This window comes from Sulfurimonas sp. HSL-1656, from assembly GCF_039645585.1.
Classification (GTDB): domain Bacteria; phylum Campylobacterota; class Campylobacteria; order Campylobacterales; family Sulfurimonadaceae; genus Thiomicrolovo; species Thiomicrolovo subterrani.
Genome location: NZ_CP147915.1, coordinates 1,555,318 through 1,572,166 on the forward strand (window position 1 = coordinate 1,555,318; position 16,849 = coordinate 1,572,166).

Annotated in this window: 17 protein-coding genes; 12 read left to right on the forward strand and 5 right to left on the reverse strand. The window is 58.6% G+C overall.

The window, feature by feature from the left end; translation table 11 throughout:
• The first annotated feature begins 9 nt into the window (after window positions 1–9).
• The gene (locus tag WCX49_RS08100; RefSeq protein WP_345984594.1) at window positions 10–1,179 is read left to right on the forward strand and encodes a VWA-like domain-containing protein; all 1,170 of its coding nucleotides are present in this window, start codon (window positions 10–12) and stop codon (window positions 1,177–1,179) included.
• A gap of 57 nt (window positions 1,180–1,236) precedes the next feature.
• Window positions 1,237–1,632: a hypothetical protein gene (locus WCX49_RS08105; protein ID WP_345984595.1), complete on the forward strand. Its 396-nt coding sequence runs from the start codon at window positions 1,237–1,239 to the stop codon at window positions 1,630–1,632.
• Between the two features lie 105 nt (window positions 1,633–1,737).
• Here WCX49_RS08105 and soxZ read toward each other — a convergent pair whose 3' ends face one another.
• The 3 genes from soxZ to WCX49_RS08120 form a co-directional block, all read right to left on the reverse strand.
• Window positions 1,738–2,043, reverse strand: coding sequence for a thiosulfate oxidation carrier complex protein SoxZ (soxZ, locus tag WCX49_RS08110; protein ID WP_231019449.1), 306 nt, complete (start codon window positions 2,041–2,043; stop codon window positions 1,738–1,740).
• Between the two features lie 41 nt (window positions 2,044–2,084).
• A complete protein-coding gene (locus WCX49_RS08115; RefSeq protein WP_345984596.1) occupies window positions 2,085–2,537 on the reverse strand; it encodes a thiosulfate oxidation carrier protein SoxY in 453 nt (150 codons plus the stop codon).
• A 139-nt stretch (window positions 2,538–2,676) separates the two neighbouring features.
• Window positions 2,677–3,264: a DUF302 domain-containing protein gene (locus tag WCX49_RS08120; RefSeq protein WP_345984597.1), complete on the reverse strand. Its 588-nt coding sequence runs from the start codon at window positions 3,262–3,264 to the stop codon at window positions 2,677–2,679.
• 143 nt (window positions 3,265–3,407) lie between these two features.
• On the opposite strand from WCX49_RS08120, the gene WCX49_RS08125 reads away from it, so the two are divergent.
• The 8 genes from WCX49_RS08125 to WCX49_RS08160 all read left to right on the forward strand — a co-directional run bounded on the left by WCX49_RS08125 (window position 3,408) and on the right by WCX49_RS08160 (window position 13,883).
• A complete protein-coding gene (locus tag WCX49_RS08125; RefSeq protein ID WP_345984598.1) occupies window positions 3,408–4,319 on the forward strand; it encodes an AraC family transcriptional regulator in 912 nt (303 codons plus the stop codon).
• 95 nt (window positions 4,320–4,414) lie between these two features.
• Entirely contained in the window at window positions 4,415–5,233 is an 819-nt protein-coding gene (locus WCX49_RS08130) for a thioredoxin family protein (protein WP_345984599.1), read from the forward strand.
• A gap of 71 nt (window positions 5,234–5,304) precedes the next feature.
• Window positions 5,305–5,946 (forward strand): hypothetical protein, encoded by a 642-nt coding sequence (locus WCX49_RS08135; protein ID WP_345984600.1) that lies wholly within the window; start codon window positions 5,305–5,307, stop codon window positions 5,944–5,946.
• Between the two features lie 112 nt (window positions 5,947–6,058).
• Complete coding sequence (locus WCX49_RS08140; protein ID WP_345984601.1) at window positions 6,059–7,630, forward strand: SulP family inorganic anion transporter; 1,572 nt, start codon at window positions 6,059–6,061, stop codon at window positions 7,628–7,630.
• Between the two features lie 139 nt (window positions 7,631–7,769).
• A complete protein-coding gene (locus WCX49_RS08145; protein ID WP_345984602.1) occupies window positions 7,770–8,225 on the forward strand; it encodes a MarR family transcriptional regulator in 456 nt (151 codons plus the stop codon).
• Entirely contained in the window at window positions 8,222–9,346 is a 1,125-nt protein-coding gene (locus tag WCX49_RS08150) for an efflux RND transporter periplasmic adaptor subunit (protein ID WP_345984603.1), read from the forward strand. Before WCX49_RS08145 ends, WCX49_RS08150 begins: the two co-directional genes overlap by 4 nt.
• Window positions 9,347–9,358: 12 nt before the next feature.
• Window positions 9,359–12,493: a multidrug efflux RND transporter permease subunit gene (locus WCX49_RS08155; RefSeq protein WP_345984604.1), complete on the forward strand. Its 3,135-nt coding sequence runs from the start codon at window positions 9,359–9,361 to the stop codon at window positions 12,491–12,493.
• Window positions 12,480–13,883: an efflux transporter outer membrane subunit gene (locus WCX49_RS08160; RefSeq protein WP_345984605.1), complete on the forward strand. Its 1,404-nt coding sequence runs from the start codon at window positions 12,480–12,482 to the stop codon at window positions 13,881–13,883. Before WCX49_RS08155 ends, WCX49_RS08160 begins: the two co-directional genes overlap by 14 nt.
• Window positions 13,884–13,910: 27 nt before the next feature.
• Here WCX49_RS08160 and WCX49_RS08165 read toward each other — a convergent pair whose 3' ends face one another.
• Together WCX49_RS08165 and WCX49_RS08170 are read right to left on the reverse strand one after the other, a co-directional pair.
• Window positions 13,911–14,108 carry a hypothetical protein gene (locus WCX49_RS08165; protein WP_231018395.1) on the reverse strand — a complete coding sequence of 66 codons (198 nt, stop codon included), beginning with the start codon at window positions 14,106–14,108 and terminating at the stop codon, window positions 13,911–13,913.
• The gene (locus WCX49_RS08170; protein WP_345984606.1) at window positions 14,108–14,320 is read right to left on the reverse strand and encodes a hypothetical protein; all 213 of its coding nucleotides are present in this window, start codon (window positions 14,318–14,320) and stop codon (window positions 14,108–14,110) included. Before WCX49_RS08170 ends, WCX49_RS08165 begins: the two co-directional genes overlap by 1 nt.
• Window positions 14,321–14,529: 209 nt before the next feature.
• On the opposite strand from WCX49_RS08170, the gene WCX49_RS08175 reads away from it, so the two are divergent.
• Together WCX49_RS08175 and WCX49_RS08180 are read left to right on the forward strand one after the other, a co-directional pair.
• Window positions 14,530–15,654, forward strand: a complete 1,125-nt coding sequence (locus tag WCX49_RS08175) for a hypothetical protein (protein ID WP_345984607.1) — start codon at window positions 14,530–14,532, stop codon at window positions 15,652–15,654.
• Window positions 15,655–15,663: 9 nt separating this feature from the next.
• Entirely contained in the window at window positions 15,664–16,830 is a 1,167-nt protein-coding gene (locus WCX49_RS08180; protein ID WP_345984608.1) for a hypothetical protein, read from the forward strand.
• Window positions 16,831–16,849: the final 19 nt, after the last annotated feature.

Consider the following 16,849-nt stretch of genomic DNA (forward strand, 5'->3'; position numbering starts at 1 on the left):
GGGCCCGCTTTGACCCCAGAGCAATTACTGACCAAAGCCAAGTCCCAGCTGACGATGAAGCACCCCTACTTCGGGATGCTCGCCTCCCGCCTGAAGCAGGAGCCCAAAGAGGGACTGCGCGGCTATGCCAGCAACGGCAAGCGCTTTTTGTACGACCCGGAGTTCATGCAACGCCGCAGCATCGAAGAGGTGATGTTCATCCTCACCAACTGCGTCATGCACCACGTCCTCTCGCACCAGCAGCGCCAGCTCGGACGCAAAGGGGGACTCTGGCAGCTGGCAACCGACTACGCCATCAACAACCTCCTGCACAAAAACGGCCTGGAGATCCCCCAGGGCGCCAACTATAACGAAGAGTTCGAAGGGATGTACGCCGAGGAGATCTACGACGCCCTCAAAGAGAGCTACTACAGCGACATTGATGACGCCTTCGGCGGCGAGGACGACGTGCCGCCCCCGCCGGGCATGCCGGGCGGATCGGCTGAAGGCGGTGAAGGCGAGGAGGACAGCGGCGCGTTCTCCAACCTCGGCAATATCGAAGAGGAGCTCGACGCCCAGAACGAGTCGGAGTGGCAGTACGCCTCCTCCGTCGCCCAGGAGGTCGCGCAGCGTAAAAGCGCGATGCCTTCGGGCATGGACCGGCTGGGCAAGAAGGTCAAGGCCGCCGACGTCGACTGGCGTTTCGAACTCTACAACGCCGTCAACAAGCATATGCGCAACAACTACGCCTTTATGCCGCCGAACAAGAAGCACCTCTACCGCGGTGTCGCGCTGCCCTCCTTGGCCAGCGATACGCTCAGCCTCTGCGTCGCCGTCGATACCTCCGGCTCCATCAACGAGGCACTGCTGGGTGCCTTTACCGAGGAGTTCAAAAGCATCATGACGATCTTCCCCGCCATCCGGATCGAGCTGATCATCGCCGACGCGAAGGTGCACGGCCACTACACCTTCCAGGGCGGCGAGAAGCTGGACTTCCCGCTCAAAGGAGGCGGCGGGACAGACTACCGCCCCGTCTTCGACTACATCGAGGCGGAGCTGCCGATGACGACGATGCTGCTCTACTTCACCGACGGTGACGGCTGGTTCCCGCGCATCCCGCCGCCGTACGAGGTGCTCTGGGCCCTTTCAAGACCGGCCAAAGTCCCCTTCGGGCGCGGGCTGGTCATCTTCAACTCCTAGCCTTCAGCCCCACGGGGCTACAATAAACGACAATTTTTTTGTCGCGAGTAGTCCAAAATGTCCGTCCAAACGATTATGATCATCGCCTTTACCGCCGCCACCATACTAGCCGCCTGGAAGCTTTACGCCTTTCTGCCCAACAAGCCGCTGCCCGATGACGACAGCAACGAAGCCTCCAAGGAGGAGCTGACCACCCTGATGCTCGAGGTGATCGAAAAGGAGCACCGTCATGAGGCACCGCTCACCGCACAGGAGCTCTTTGAGCAGATCGTCCGGCACGAAGCCTTCGACAAGGAGCACTACTGGCGTTTCAACCAGAACAAGCTCAACCAGCTGCTGCAGCGTTACTACCTGCACTATCCGCATACCGGTTCGATCCCTGCCATTTATGATCATCTGCGCGACACAACACCCGATACGGATCGGCAGGAGGAGCAGCGCCCCGAAGCGTGAGACAAACGCACCGTGTCATTTGTCGTCTGCGGGCAAGTCTGTAATATAAAGCGTGGTGAATAAAACGGGAAGTAATGGCGGGACGCCGGGGCGTCCGCCGGAAGATTATTTAATTTTGGCTTTGGAAGTCTTGGTGTTGCCCTTGAGGTCAACCCATGTCATGACGAGTTCGTCACCCGCTTTGAAGTCGCCTTTGAACGCGAACTTGAAGATCGGGTTCTTGGAGAGGAACTGGCTGACAGACGCGTCCATAACGGTTGCAGCGCCGACTTTTGCGTCGATGTGCGTGATGAAGTTCGCGTTGTTGCGGTCGCCGGTTTTCTTCTCAGCGATATCGTATGTCCACATGTCGTGCTTCGCCATCGCTTTTACAGAAACAACATTACCTTTGAGTTTTGCTTTGATTCTCATGATATAACCTTTCTATTTCTTTGTTCTATAGGCGAAGGCGATCAGCCCTCACAACCACCGAGTGCAACGTCGAGTGTTTTGGAGCCGCTGTAGAGCTTGCCGTCTGTACCCTGTACGACTGCTGTGATCGTACCGGAAGCCTTCATCTTGATCTTGATGGAGAAGTCGATGATGCTGTACTCGTTGAGGTCGTAAACGATAACCGCTGCTTCCGGGTTGACGTTCTGGACGATGATCATGGATTTCGCAGCGATGTCGGATTTGACATCGACCGGTACTGCACCGCCGTTGCTTGCAACGTCCGGAGCGACGACAGTGACGCCCTGTGCGACAGTCGCAGTCGTGCCGTACATTGCTTTGAGGGCATCGTCAACAGTTTTAGCCGTCCATACTGTCGGCTTGGATTTACGGAAATCTTCCGCCAGGACGCTTGCCGGTACGGCAGCCAGAGCACAGGCGCCAGCCGCCATGGAGAGGAATGTTCTTCTTTGCATTGGGTTATCCTTTGGTTTGAGATCTAACGGCTCTTACGGAGCACTTTGTCAATCACAGTGTCGAGTTTATCGTACAAATGTGAACTGATTGTGAACGCCGCAGCAACGCAAGGAGACTGCGGCAGAGGGAAAGGTGAAATTAGAAATCGCCGATCGCTGCACGCGCCGGGATCTCGTCCATCGCTTTTTTGACGCTGAGTGCCATTTTGAGCATTTCAGCCGGGAGCTCGTAACCGCCGTGGATCGCCAGAGTCATGTCCATTGAAACAAGGTAGCGTACGCCGCTGCCGTATTCGACCAGCATGATGCGGCACGGCATGAAACCGCCGTAGTAGCGGGAGTAGTTCAGGAAGACTTTCGCGATCGGAAGGCTGCACAGCGAAAAGATGCGCGCATGCTTGACCTCTTCCGGCGCCGCGTCGTCTTTGGTGTACATCTTGATGTCGCCCGTGACGCGCATGTTGTACTCTTCCGCAAGCGATTTGATCGTCTCGGCGACATCTTCGTTCGCGATATCGTCTTTGACCTGCCACTCCTGCATCATTGCTCTGGCAGGATCGCCGTACTCGACAACCTTTGTAAACATGTTGTCATAGGCGTCCATCGCCTTGTCGTCCAGTTTGTGCTGACCCGTTACGGCCGTCCATCCCATATGCATCGTTGAACATCCGCTCATTGTCAGTGCGAGGGCGACTGCAAATACACCCGTCAAAAGGCCTTTTATCATCTACGTTCTCCTAAAGTTTTGTTGATAGACTACGGTTTTCATAGCCCTGGAATTTCACCTTATGTATAATAGTCTATTAAGAAACGGATTTGAATGGGCATTTCTATGAAAAAATTGTCTATTTGTATCAAATGGAGATTTTGGTGGAAAAAGAAACCCTTATACAAGAACTTTTTAAAACCTATGATTTCGAGAACACCCAGGGGTTCAAAGACACCTACCTCGATGAAGTCAAACTGCTGCAGATCAATCACCATGAGCAGGGAAAGTCCCTGCTTTACAACCGCGGGATCGTCCTGATCGCGAGCGGCCGGCAGCGCGGCTATATCGATGACAAACAGGTGACGGTCGGCAGCAGCAACTACGTCATCGTCGCGACCATACAGCCCGTAGAGTGCGAAACGTTCGTCTGCGAAACGGGCATCAAGGGGGTCTATATCAATCTGAACATGCAACGGCTGCAACGCATCAGCGCCCTGCTGGACAAGAAGGCGCCGCCCCACGCCTTCAAAACCCCCACCAACATCGTCACCGGCAATATGAACGAGGATCTCGACGAAGCGTTCAACCGTTTGATGAAGATCCTGCTCAACCCGGAGGATTCCAAGATACTGGGGGACCAGGTCCTCGACGAGATCTACTACCGGATCATCAAAAGCACGGCGGGGGAACACCTGATCCAGCTCTGCTGCCAGCTGACCCATTTTGCACGCATCTCCCACATCGTCGACGAAATCCAGAACCAACTGGACGAAGAGATCAATATCGATGAACTGGCCAAAAAAGCGAAAATGAGCAAGGCCAATTTCCACAAGAAATTCAAGGAGATCTTCAACGATTCGCCGCTGCAGTACATCAAAAAAATACGCCTCAACAAGGCCAGACAATATATCCTCTTCGACAAGATGAAAATCGTGGATGCCGCCACGAAGGTCGGTTATGAGAGTCCGGCCCAGTTCAGCCGCGAATTCAAGCACCATTTCGGGATCCCGCCGTCCGATCTGAAAAAAGGCGATACCCGGGAGATCAGCCAGGAGTGCCGCAAACTCGCATAAGCCGCACCGGCGCGCCCTTCCCACCCGCCTCTTATCTGCATCAGAGCAAAAAGCGCCTAGAATGGCGTTCAGTTTAACCCATGGAGACAACAACAATGTACCGAATCCTTTTACTCCTCTTCTTCGCGGCGGCCACCCTCTGCGCCGAATCGATCTTTACCCTGCGCGGCGTCGACAAGGTCTACCCTGTCGTCGACATCTCGGGCGAGAAGGTCCCCAAGAGCAGCAAACCCGCCATCCGCGAGGCCCTTGATGCCACCATCAGTGAACTGGGCATCGATACTGCCGGCTACAGCGACCGTTCCCTCGCCATCCTTGTCGCAGAAGAGTATGTCGGGAAAACCGTGCTGATCAACGTCCGCCTCGTCATCGGCGAGCAGGTGAAGCGCATGGGCTCCGACGATAAAGTCTTTGCACTGACCTACCAGAACGCACTCGCCTTTGCCTATGACAAGGAGAGCGTCGAAGAGAAGCTCGAAGACAGTGTCGACGAGCTGCTGGCCAAATTTGCCGACCAGTACGCCCAGGAGCGCGGCACGCTCAAACGTGTCAAGGAAAAAGGATCGCTCGCGGCGTCGCTGGGGTATGAAACGGACTACAAAACGGCCGTTGCACGGGCCAAAAAAGAGCACAAAAACGTCATGCTCGTCCTCGTCGCGAACTACTGTCCCTGGTGCCGGAAGTTCGAAGAGCTCGTGTTGCGCAAGGAGGATGTCAACGCCCTCGTGCACAGCAAATACGTCCCGGTGATCCTCAACAAGGAGAAAGACGCCTTCCCGCCGGCATTCAACATCTCCTTCACCCCCGTCGTCCACTTTGTCGACCCCGCGACGCAAAAAGCCTACCACACGGTCGCCGGTTACAACAGCCGCGACGAGTTCGTCCACTGGCTCGAGGCGGACAAACGTCCCTGAACGGGGATGTTGACCCGTTTGTCCCCATACAGTACAATGGCCCAAACCGATTGCTTTGACGAAGGAAGAATATGAAAATACGCCCACTGCTTTTGGCGGCATCGGCCGCGGCCGCGCTGTCGTTTTCCGGCTGCGGCGAGGACAGCTCCACCGAACTGCGCGTCCACCTGCTGACGATGATCAATGCCCTCGACGGCAATATCTCCGCCCACCACTTCTACGGCGACATCACGCCGCTGGCGCCCAAGACATCCCTCGACGACGACTTCGAAGACGTCTCCGAAGCCCCCAGCATCTGGTACACGCTGCCCGCTGCCCCTGACACGAAAGTGGGCAAAGTAACCATCTCCCAGGGCCACCTCATCAACGCCTACATCGCCACCGACTGTACGGATGACGTTTCAGGTTATCACAACCATCTCTATCACACCCCCAACCCCGGTTCGCTCAATGTCGTTAATACGACCAATACCAATTTCAACATAGACTTCGGCGGCACGACGGGTCAGCAGTACTTCGGTGCCTGTGCCGTCAGAGAGTTTGACGGTGCAGCGCTTTCTGATCAGAGCAGTATCAGTGTCGACGTCGACGGGCAAACCTACACGGTCGACCTGCCGCAGAACGGGGGCGTTTACGACGTCGTCATCTACCCAACAGCCACGCCCCCCTACGTTGGCGTCAAAGAGTTCCCCGTCAAGGCGTTCAAAGGCTGATCGTTCCGGTCGGTCCGCCGCTCCCCTCCAAGAGCCCGACAAAATTGTCAACTGCTTTTTTCCCGATCTGCTATACAATGCCACGTAATCTACCGGCGGCCCCGGGGCCGCCATGCAAAGGCCCCCAGTGTCACTCTTTTCCAACTTTCGCGGCAATCTTTTCGGCGGTCTGACGGCCGCCGTCATCGCGCTGCCGCTCGCGCTTGCCTTCGGTGTCGCCAGCGGTCTCGGCGCGGCGGCAGGGCTCTACGGCGCCATCATCCTCGGTTTCTTCGCCGCACTGTTCGGCGGCACCCCCACGCAGATCTCCGGCCCGACCGGTCCGATGACCGTCGTCGTGGCTGCGGCCGTCGCAACGCTCGGCGGCGATATCGGCCTGGTCGCCACCGTCGTCCTCCTGGCGGGGATCTTCCAGCTCGTTTTCGGTTTCACCCGTGTCGGCCGCTTCGTCCGCTTTATCCCCTACCCGGTCATCTCGGGCTTTATGAGCGGGATCGGCGTCATCATCATCCTGCTGCAGCTCAACCCCCTGCTGGGGCTCCCCTCGGACGCCGCGGTGCTGCACCTGCTTGTGACCCTGCCCTCGCTGCTGCCCCAGACCAACTTCTGGGCGCTTCTGCTGGCACTCGCCGCCCTGGCCATTGTCTTTTTCACGCCGGCGCGGCTGGCCAGGGTCGTCCCCTCCCCGCTGATCGCCCTCGTCGTACTCACCCCGTTCTCCGCACTCCTGCAGCTGCCCGTCGAGACGATCGGCACGATCCCCGCCGAGCTCCCGGCCCTTGTCCTGCCGGACTTCAAACTGGAACACTATACGGTCATCATTTCGCTGGCCTTCACGCTGGCCGTCCTGGGGACCATTGACACCCTGCTGACCTCCATCGTCGCCGACTCCATCACCCGTACCAAGCACAACCCCGACCGTGAACTCTTCGGCCAGGGGCTGGGCAATACGCTGTGCGCCCTCGTCGGGGCCGTCCCGGGTGCCGGGGCGACGATGCGGACCGTCATCAACGTCAAGAGCGGCGGTACCAGCAACCTATCGGGTATGACCCATGCCGTGGTGCTGCTGCTCATCGTCCTCTTTCTCGCACCGCTCGCCTCCAAGATCCCGCTGGCGGTACTGGCCGGTATCCTTATCAAGGTCGGTGTCGACATCCTGGACTACCGTTTCCTGAAGGTCTGGAAGGAGAGCCCCCGCAGCGACCTCATGACGATGCTGACCGTCTTCTTCGTCACCGTCTTCGTCGACCTCATCACCGCCGTGGGCCTCGGCATTGTCCTGGCGTCGCTGCTTATCGTCTACCGCATCACCAAGGAGACGCAGATCGTGCTCGAGACTGCCGGTGCCGGTACACAGCAGCCTGACCTGGAAGCAAAAAATGCGCGCATCATCCGGATCAACGGCGCTTTCTTCTTCGGCTCCAGTACCTTTTTCGAGCGCCAGGCGAACAACCTGCTCGATACGAAAACGGTCATCATCGACATTATGAATGTACCGTTTATGGATATTACGGCGATTTTCACCCTCAAAGACCTCATCGAAAAGCTCAAAACGGACGAGGTCAGGGTCATTATCGCCGCGCCCGAAGCGTTTGCCGGAAAACTGATGCGCTTCAACCACGAAAAACGGTTCGAGAACGTCGACTTCGCCCCCTCCCTCCAAAGCGCAGTTGCGCTGATTTAACCCCCCCGGGCTCTCCCGGCCCGCCGCTTCCTACCCTCCCGGAAACCGTCCCGATCTTTTTAAATCCGATCTGCTTTTTTGCCTAAGCAAATAAAAAGATTGTCTATGCAATAGTTGCATAGGTAATTAAAGGAGCCCCATGGAATATCTTCTGGATGATTCAATCGGTTTTCGTCTCAACCGCACGGCAAACATCATTCACGCCGGATTTTCAAAATGTATCGAACTCTTCGGGATCGCACCCGAACAGTTCGCGACACTGAAGATCATCAGCGAGGACGGCGAGATCACGCAGTCCGAGATCGCCGAGATGCTTGCGAAGGGAAAACCGACCGTGAGCCGGGCCCTTGACGCCCTCGAAAAAAAGGGGTTGATCGTCCGCGAGCGCAAAAGCGAAGACCGGCGCATCAAACCGATCCGTCTCACCGACAGGGGGCAGGAGATCCTTGACCTGGTCATCCCCAAAGCCCTGACGTTCAACAATGCCATCAAAGCCCAACTCACCCCGGATGAGATCAAAACTTTTTACCGTGTCCTCGATACCATCGTCGACACCTCCGAAACCCATACCAAGCAACTAGGAGCATCCCTATGAAACGACACCCCTACGCCCCGCTCGTTTTCGCGGCATCACTGCTGTTCGGAAACAGCCTTTTGGCCGAATCGGCAGCTCCCGCTAACCCGGCACCGCACGCCGATGCCTATGTCGTCAAGGCACTCGCGACCAGCGACGTCGTCCTGAGCTACCCTGCCCGGCTCAAGAGCATCCGCAGTGCCACCGTCGTCTCCCGTGTGACGGGCGTACTACTGGAGAAGCGCTTCAAAGAGGGCGACTACGTCAAGAAAGGCACCCGCCTCTACCAGATCGAACCTGACCTTTACCAGGCGGCGGTCAACGAGCAGAAAGCCTCCGTCATCCTCCAGGAGGCGCTCTATACGAAAGCCGAACGCGACTGGGCACGGGCACAGTCCCTCTACAAGGACAACGCCATCAGCGTCCAGGAGCACGATGCCGCGCTCTCGGCCTTTGAAACGGCACGCGCGCAGGTGAACGCGGCAAAGGCGCAGCTGCAGACCAGGGAGCTGGAGCTGGGCTATACCGACGTCACCGCCCCCATCAGCGGGATCGCCGGCATCAAGCAGACCGACGTCGGTAACGTCGTCAACGCCGGAACGCCGCTCGTGACCATCACCCAGACCGACCCGATTTACGCCCTCTTTTCCATCCCTTCGGGTGACCTGCAAAAAGCACGTGTTTCCAACAAAGAGGGGCGCTGGAGCTGGGCCAAAACGGGCAATCTCAAGGCGACGCTGGACGTCGACGGCATCAAGGTGAGCGGCGAGATCGACTATATCGCTCCGGACGCGGATACGCAGACGGGCAGCGTCAGCGCCCGGGCACGTTTCAAAAACAGCGACAACCTCCTGCTGCCGGGTGCCTTCGGGCGCATCACGATCGAGGGTATCCGCCGCGAAAACGTCATCATGATCCCGCAGAAGGCCGTTTTGCAGAACCCGATGGGCACCATCGTCTTTGTTGAGCAGGAGGGGCAGGCCGCCGTCCGTCCCGTCGTTCTCGGCGACCCCGTCGGCAACAGTTTCGTCGTACGCAAAGGGCTTGCCGAAGGGGATAAGGTCATCGTGAACAACTTCTTCCGTGTCAAACCCGGCGCCCCTGTCATCATCGACAAAACCGTCGATGCGGAAGGCAAATAAAGGTAAACGTCTATGTTTTCGAAATTTTTCATCGACCGGCCCATCTTTGCCTCGGTCCTCTCCATCATTGTCATTCTGGCGGGGGTCGTAGCGATCAAGGGACTGCCGGTCCAGGAGTACCCCAGCATCGTGCCGCCGCAGATCAACGTCCAGGCGGTCTACCCGGGCGCAGATGCCGAAACCCTCGCCAACACCGTCGCGGCCCCGCTCGAAGATGCCATCAACGGTGCGAAGGATATGATCTACATGACCTCGACCGCTTCACCGAGCGGGATCCTGACCATGAGCATCACCTTCGCCACGGGCACGGACCCTTCCGCCGCCAACGTCGACGTCAACAACCGCGTCCAGGTGGCCCTGAACAAACTGCCCGAAGAGGTACGCCGCCAGGGGGTCAGCGTACGCGAACGCTCCCCGGACATGCTGCGCGTCATCGCCTTCACCTCGGAAGAGCGCGTCCATGACGCCCTGTGGCTGAACAACTACGCCCTCATCAACGTCATCGACGACATCAAGCGTATTCCCGGCGTCGGGGATGCCTTTTTGTTCGGGTCGAAAGAGTACGCCCTGCGCGTCTGGCTCAAACCCGACAGCCTCGCGGCCTACGACCTGACCGTGAGCGATGTGCTGGGCGTCATCCGCAGCCAGAACGTCCAGCTCGCTGCGGGACAGATCGGCGGCGAGCCTGCCGTGGAGAAGATGGCCTATACCTACACGGTCACGACTCCGGGCCGCCTCAAGACCGCCGATGAATTCGGCAACATCCTTGTGCGCACCAACCCCGACGGCTCTTCGCTGCGCCTCAAAGACGTCGCCCGTGTCGAACTCGGCGCCGAACGCTATATGCTCAAGGGCACCCGCAACAAGGAGCCGATGGCCGTGGCCGGGGTCTTCCTGGCCCCCGGTGCCAACGCGCTCGAGGTCGATGCCGCACTGACAAAGGTGCTCGCGGAGGTCTCGCAGAAGTTCCCCGAGGATGTCCGCTACCATACGCTCTATGACACGACGACCTTCGTCAAGACCTCCATCGAAGAGGTACTGATGACCCTGGCCGAGGCGATCGTGATGGTCGTATTGATCATCTACTTCTTCCTCGGCAACGTCCGTGCGACGATCATCCCGGTCCTGGCGATCCCGGTCTCCATCGTGGGGACCTTCGCCGGGCTCTACATTGCCGGTTTCTCCATCAACCTGCTGACGCTCTTTGCCCTGATCCTCGCGATCGGGCTCGTCGTCGACGACGCCATCATCGTCATCGAGAACGTCGAACGCCTGCTGCACGAGCGTAAGGAGCTCACGGTTCGCGAAGCGACGATCGAGGCGATGCGCGAGATCACGGGACCGGTCATCGCGATCGTTTTCGTTCTCTCGGCCGTCTTCATCCCCGCCTCGCTCATGGGCGGTTTCAGCGGGGTGATGTACCAGCAGTTCGCGATGACCATCGTCATCTCCGTCGTCATCTCGGGGATCGTCGCGCTCAGCCTGACGCCGGCGCTCTGTAAAGTCTTCCTGCGCCGCGAGGAACCGCGCCCGATCCTCCCGATCCGGATCTTCAACGCCTTCTTCGAGCGCCTCACCTCCGGCTTTAACCGCGGGGTACGCATGACGATCAAACTGGCGGTCATGAACCTGCTGATCTTCGGTGTCCTTATCGGGGCCGGTGCCTGGATGTCGCAGAAACTGCCGACGGGCCTGGTCCCCGGTGAGGACAAAGGGGTCCTGATGGTCCTCACCTACCTTATGCCGGGTGCGTCGCTTGAGCGTACCGTCGAGGTCCAGAGCCAGGTGGCCGACGCGCTGCTCGCCGACCCGCTGATCGAGTCGCTGGGAGCCATGAGCGGGATCGACCTCGCTACCTTCGCGTTCAAGTCCGACGCGGGGGTCGCCTTTGCGCACCTTACCGACTGGTCCGAACGCCCCGACCCGAGCCAGAGCGCCGACGCGATGGCCGGCAAGTTCATGATGCAGATGATGCAGAACAAAGAGGCGATGATCATCCCGGTCAACCCGCCGCCGATCCGCGGTATGAGCGCCACGGGCGGTTTTGAGCTCTATGTCCAGGACCGCACCGGCGGCGACCTGCTGGCCTTTGACGGGCTGATGAAACAGCTGGTCGAGAAAGCCAACGCGCGGCCGGAACTTACCCGGGTCCGTACGACCTTCAACGCCGGTGTGCCGCAGTACCACATCACCGTCGACGAGGACAAGGCCAAGGCGCTGGGGGTCCAGATCTCCGACATCTATACGACGCTGGGCTCGACCTTCGGTACCGGGTACGCCAATGACTTCAACCTCTACGGGCGTACCTACCACGTCAATGTCCAGCTCGAGCCCTCCTACCGGGAGAGCGTCGAGGATTACCGCGACGTGTTCGTCCGTTCAACCAGCGGTGCGCTGATCCCGATCAGTTCCCTCGTCGAGGCCAAACGCATCGTGGGGCCGAGCGTCGTGCAGCGCTTCAACATGTTTACGGCGGCACAGCTCTCCGGACAGCCCTCCCCGGGCCACAGTTCGGGCGACGCGATGCGCGCCATCCAGGAAGTGGCGTCAGAGGTCCTGCCCGAGGGCTATACCATCGCCTGGGCCGGTACTTCCTACCAGGAGCAGCAGGTGGCTGGCAAAGGCAACAACGCCTTCATCTTTGCCATCGTCTTTATCTTCCTGATCCTGGCGGCGCTTTACGAGAGCTGGATGATCCCGTTCACGATCCTGATGACGGTCCCGTTCGCCCTGCTCGGCGCGACGCTGGCGGTCTACTTCCGCGGGCTCGAGAACGACATCTATTTCCAGGTCGGGCTCGTCACCCTGGTCGGCCTCACCGCGAAAAACGCGATCCTGATCGTCGAGTTCGCGCAGCAGAAACTGCGCGAGGGGCTCGACCTCTACCAGGCGACTTTGGAAGGGGCGCGGATCCGTTTCCGCCCCATCGTCATGACGTCGCTCGCCTTTATCGGCGGGACGCTGCCGTTGGCGCTGAGCACCGGTGCCGGGGCGAACAGCCGCCATATCATCGGGACGACCGTCGTCGGCGGGATGGTGATGCTGACCGTGGTCGCGATCTTTTTCATCCCGCTCTTTTACTACCTGATCATGCGCCTGCGGGCCAAATTCTACACCGACAAAGGAGGCGAAGATGAACGCGCATAAGCTCCTCTCCCTCGCGGCGGCCCTCTGGCTGCTCGGCGGATGTTCCATGGCGCCGAAGCTCACCGTTACGCCGCCCGAACTGCCGGACCAAAGCACGGCTTCGGCCGACACCAATGCCAGCACGATCGGTGCGACGTGGTGGAAAGCCTTCAACGACGCGACGCTCGATGCCCTCGTCGAAGAGGCGCTGCAAAACAATGACGACCTGAAAATCGCCGCGAGCCGTGTCGCCCAGGCGGCGGCGTCGCTCGGCTTCAGCCGTGCCGAACGCTACCCGACACTGGACGGCGGGGCATCGGCAAACCGCCAGAAGACGAGCGGGGAGACGCTCTCTCCCTTCTCCGGGTTTATCTACAACAGTTACGACCTCTCCGTCACGGCGGCCTACGAGCTGGACTTCTGGGGCAAATACAAAAACCTCGAAGCGGCGGCGCGCGGCCAGCTGATCGCGACCGATGCCGACCGGGAAACCGTGCGGATCGGTCTTATTGCCGGTGTCGCGGAGCTCTACTTCAACCTCGTCTCCCTGCGGCGTCAGATCACGGTCACCGAGGAGACGGTCCAGGCTTACAAGGAGAGTTACGAGTACCGTGCGCGCCAGTTCCAGCACGGTGCGATCGACGAACTCACTTTGCAGCAGTCCCATGCTCTCTATGCGACGGCAAAGGTCGCCCTTGCTTCGCTGCGCGAGGAGCATGCCCTCGCCGAAAACGCGATGGGCATCCTGCTGGGGCGTTCGCCCAAAGCCCTGCTCGAAGCGGCCTATGAGACAGTGAACGCGCTGCCCGAACCGCAGTCTGTTCCGGCCGACCTCACCTCGCGCCTGCTTGAGCGCCGCCCCGACATCCTGGCCGCCGAATCGCGCCTGCGCACGGCCAACGCGACGATCGGCGTGGCGAAGGCCGCCTACTTCCCGACCATTTCACTGACCGGCACCGCCGGCTACAGCAGCAGCGAGCTGGACAACCTCCTCAATGCCTCGGCCCAGATGTGGGGCCTCGGCGCCGCGCTCTATGTTCCCCTGTTCGATTTCGGGCGGATCGAGAACAGCGTCAGGGAGGCGGAAGCGAAGAAGGATGAGGCCGTCACGGTCTATGCTAAGACGGTAAAAGTGGCGTTCAAAGAGGTGTATGATGCGTTGGCGAAGATCCGCGCGGCCGATGAGAAGCTCACCGCGCAGGAGGAAGCGAATACGGCACTGGAGAAAGTCCTGAGCCTCTCGCAGCGCCGTTTTGACAGCGGGTACGGAACCTATCTGGAAGTCATCGACGCCAAGCGCCTCCTGCTTGCGTCGCGGTTGAACCTGGTGCAGCTGAGTGCCGCAAGGATCACGAACCAGATCTCACTCTACAAAGCCTTGGGGGGCGGATGGGAGCGTGCCCGCCCCTAACGGGTACCACACTCCCGAACCGCCGTATCAGAAGTTCCCGTTGAGAAAATCCGAATCGTTGAGGACTCTCGCTTTCTCGAAGCCGTCCTCGGTCCCTTTGGGATTGGTGGAAAAACCTGCGAGCGAGCCGCAGTGGGGGCATTTGCCCTCATTGAGAAGTGCCAGCTGATCCAGGGTGATCTTCCCGTTGCACTCCTGGCAGTAGAAGAAAGTCTCCTCTTCCATCAGAAGCTGCCTTCGCCGACGGTAATGACAAAGTTGTCATCGACAGGCACGACATTGAACTCATGACTGCCGCAGAAAGATTCGTTGAGCTGCTGCGCCCAGGCGCGGGCAACCATCAGAGCATTCTCCTTGTCATCAAAGGTTTTGATCTGCGGCATGTTCTGACGTCTGGCACATTTACACATTTTTTCTACTACAACATGGTATTCCATCTGCAATCCTTTTTTAGAGCTCCCGTTGTTCTGCATACCCCGTTCCAGAAGGCCTTTTTGGGGAGAAATATCTTCTTCCGGTAACACTCTATTCTTGAATATATGATTTAGTCCGGGAGTGATATGTATAAGTAATATAATGTTTGGTAATATTCCGCCCCTAAAAACCATCTTTTAAAGGAATACGTTTGATTCGCAACACTCTTCTTATGATTTTTTTCCTGTTATGGCAGGGCGCCCAGGCGTCGACGACAACAGACCTGCAGGGACTCGTCACGCAGGGCCAAACCCTCAACGGCGAACTTGCGGCGTTCAGCTTTGCCCAGGAAGGATCCTGCAGCGAGCTCGGAACACTCAATACCTCTATCAAGGAGTATATCGCCTCGATTCAGATGGTGTACACCCATATCCCCTCTCCCTACTCTGTCAGTGTTGACGACCTCGACTCACTCGACAGCCTTTCCGCGATTGCCCTTCAGATGGCAAGGAACACCTTCCGCATCTCCACGGGTCTCCAAACGACCGGCAGCTGTTATGACCGTTCCAACTACGAAGTCCTGATGGCGGCGATGCTGCGCCTCTCCGACGATATCGGGACGATGGCCGACCGCATCCTCGAGATGGCCGACCGCATCCTCGTCATGGCTGACAATATCGGCATGATGGCGGACCGTATCCTCATTACCCAGCAGCTGCAGAACAGCAATGTCCTCCTGACACAGGAGTCCGTGCTGCAGACACAGAACAATATGGTCGGTCTCAGTGATGCACTCGCACCGGACCTCTATGACGCCAAGCTTTCCGAACTGATCACGAAGAGCCAGGTCCTGGCGGATGCCATGGCCGGAACGACCCTGACGGAGTCGACGATGGACGTCCAGCTGCAACAGCTTGAAGTCAACGCCTCCAGGCTCATGATCTCTACAAAGAACCTCTACGAATGGTCCGCCAAGAACAACCAGGTCGCGGTGATCGAACCCAGCGCAGAGACCCTGACGATGTTCGGCGACCTCTCCCAGATCCACCAGAACATGGGCAGCAGTCTTCAGACGTTCGCCGCTTCCATCGAAAACCTCTCCGATCAGACCGATTCGGACGTTCTGAAAGCGGCGATCGCCAGCATGCTGAAGCTCAGCTACGACATCGGCACCATGTCAAACCGTATCATGGAGATGTCGGACAAGATCATCGTGATGGCCGACAACATCGGTATCATGAGCGACCGTATCCGTCAGACCCAGGAGCTGCAGCAGGGGAGTTTTGAGACGATGTTTCACTCCATGTTCAGCGCACAGAGTTCCATGATCACCCTTTTCCAGTCCATGAATCCCTAAGGAGGCACCGTGAAGACATTCAAAAACCCGTTTAAACCCCTGATGCTCCTCGGCGCCCTGCTTGCCGTATCGCTCCCGCTCCATGCGGCGCTGCTGACCGACCTGCAGACCGCCAACACGAATGCCGGAAGCTTCAAGAGCCAGCTTGAAGCGATCAACCTCGGCAGCGACAGCGTCTGCGCACCGCTGCTGCAGGCAAACAATGCGGCGCGTGACCTCGTCAACGAAATCAGCCGTATCGACGCAAGCCTTGCCGCCCCGCTGCAGGTGGATGCAGACGTGCTGACGGCGCTGGATCAGTACACCCTGACGGTCCTGGGCCTCGCCAATGAAGCACTGCACCTCTCCACAGACCTCCAGATGCTCTCTTCATCCATGAACGCTGCGACCCTCGGTGACGGCATCACGGCGATGCTCAGGCTCTCGGACGATATCGGGACGATGGCGGACCGCATCGGCGAGATGGCGGACAAGATTCTGATCATGTCGGACAACATCGGCCTGATGGCCGACCGCATCCTCGAGACCCAGCAGCTGCAAAACGACAACGTCGCGCTCACCCAGTCCACCCTCCTGCAGACACAGAAGAATATGCTCGCACTCGTCTCGGTGATGCAATCCGACAGTTTCAACAACGAACTGGAGGGGCTGAAATCGAGCGGTGACTTCCTGGCGCAGCGTATGGAGGCCGTCAGCCTGACGCCGTGGACGATGTCCATGGAACTCGAAGCGGTCTCCTGGGATGTGCATCAATACCGGGGCGAAGTCGAATCCGTCTACGCCAACGTCACGGCAAATACGGTGCATAACAGCCTTTACATCAGTGCCGATACGCTGACGGATCTCGGCAACCTAGCCGTGATGCTCCGTTCGCTTTCGACGGCTGTCGACGGCTATGTCACCGCGATCGGCGGCATGGCGTCCATGACCTCCGACCCGACACTCTATGCCTCGCTCAAAAGCATGCTGCAGCTCTCCGCCGATATCGGCGTCATGGCGAACCGTATCCTCGAAGAGGCGGACGTCATCCTCGCGATGGCGGACAATATCGGGCTGCAGGCCGACCAGATCGTATCCACACAGCAGTCGATGAACATCAATATCGCCGCCGTTCAGGGCGCGATCCTCGCTGCACAGCAGATGGCGATCCCCCTCTTCGCCCAACGGGGACTTTGATATAAAAATCGTTTTAAGC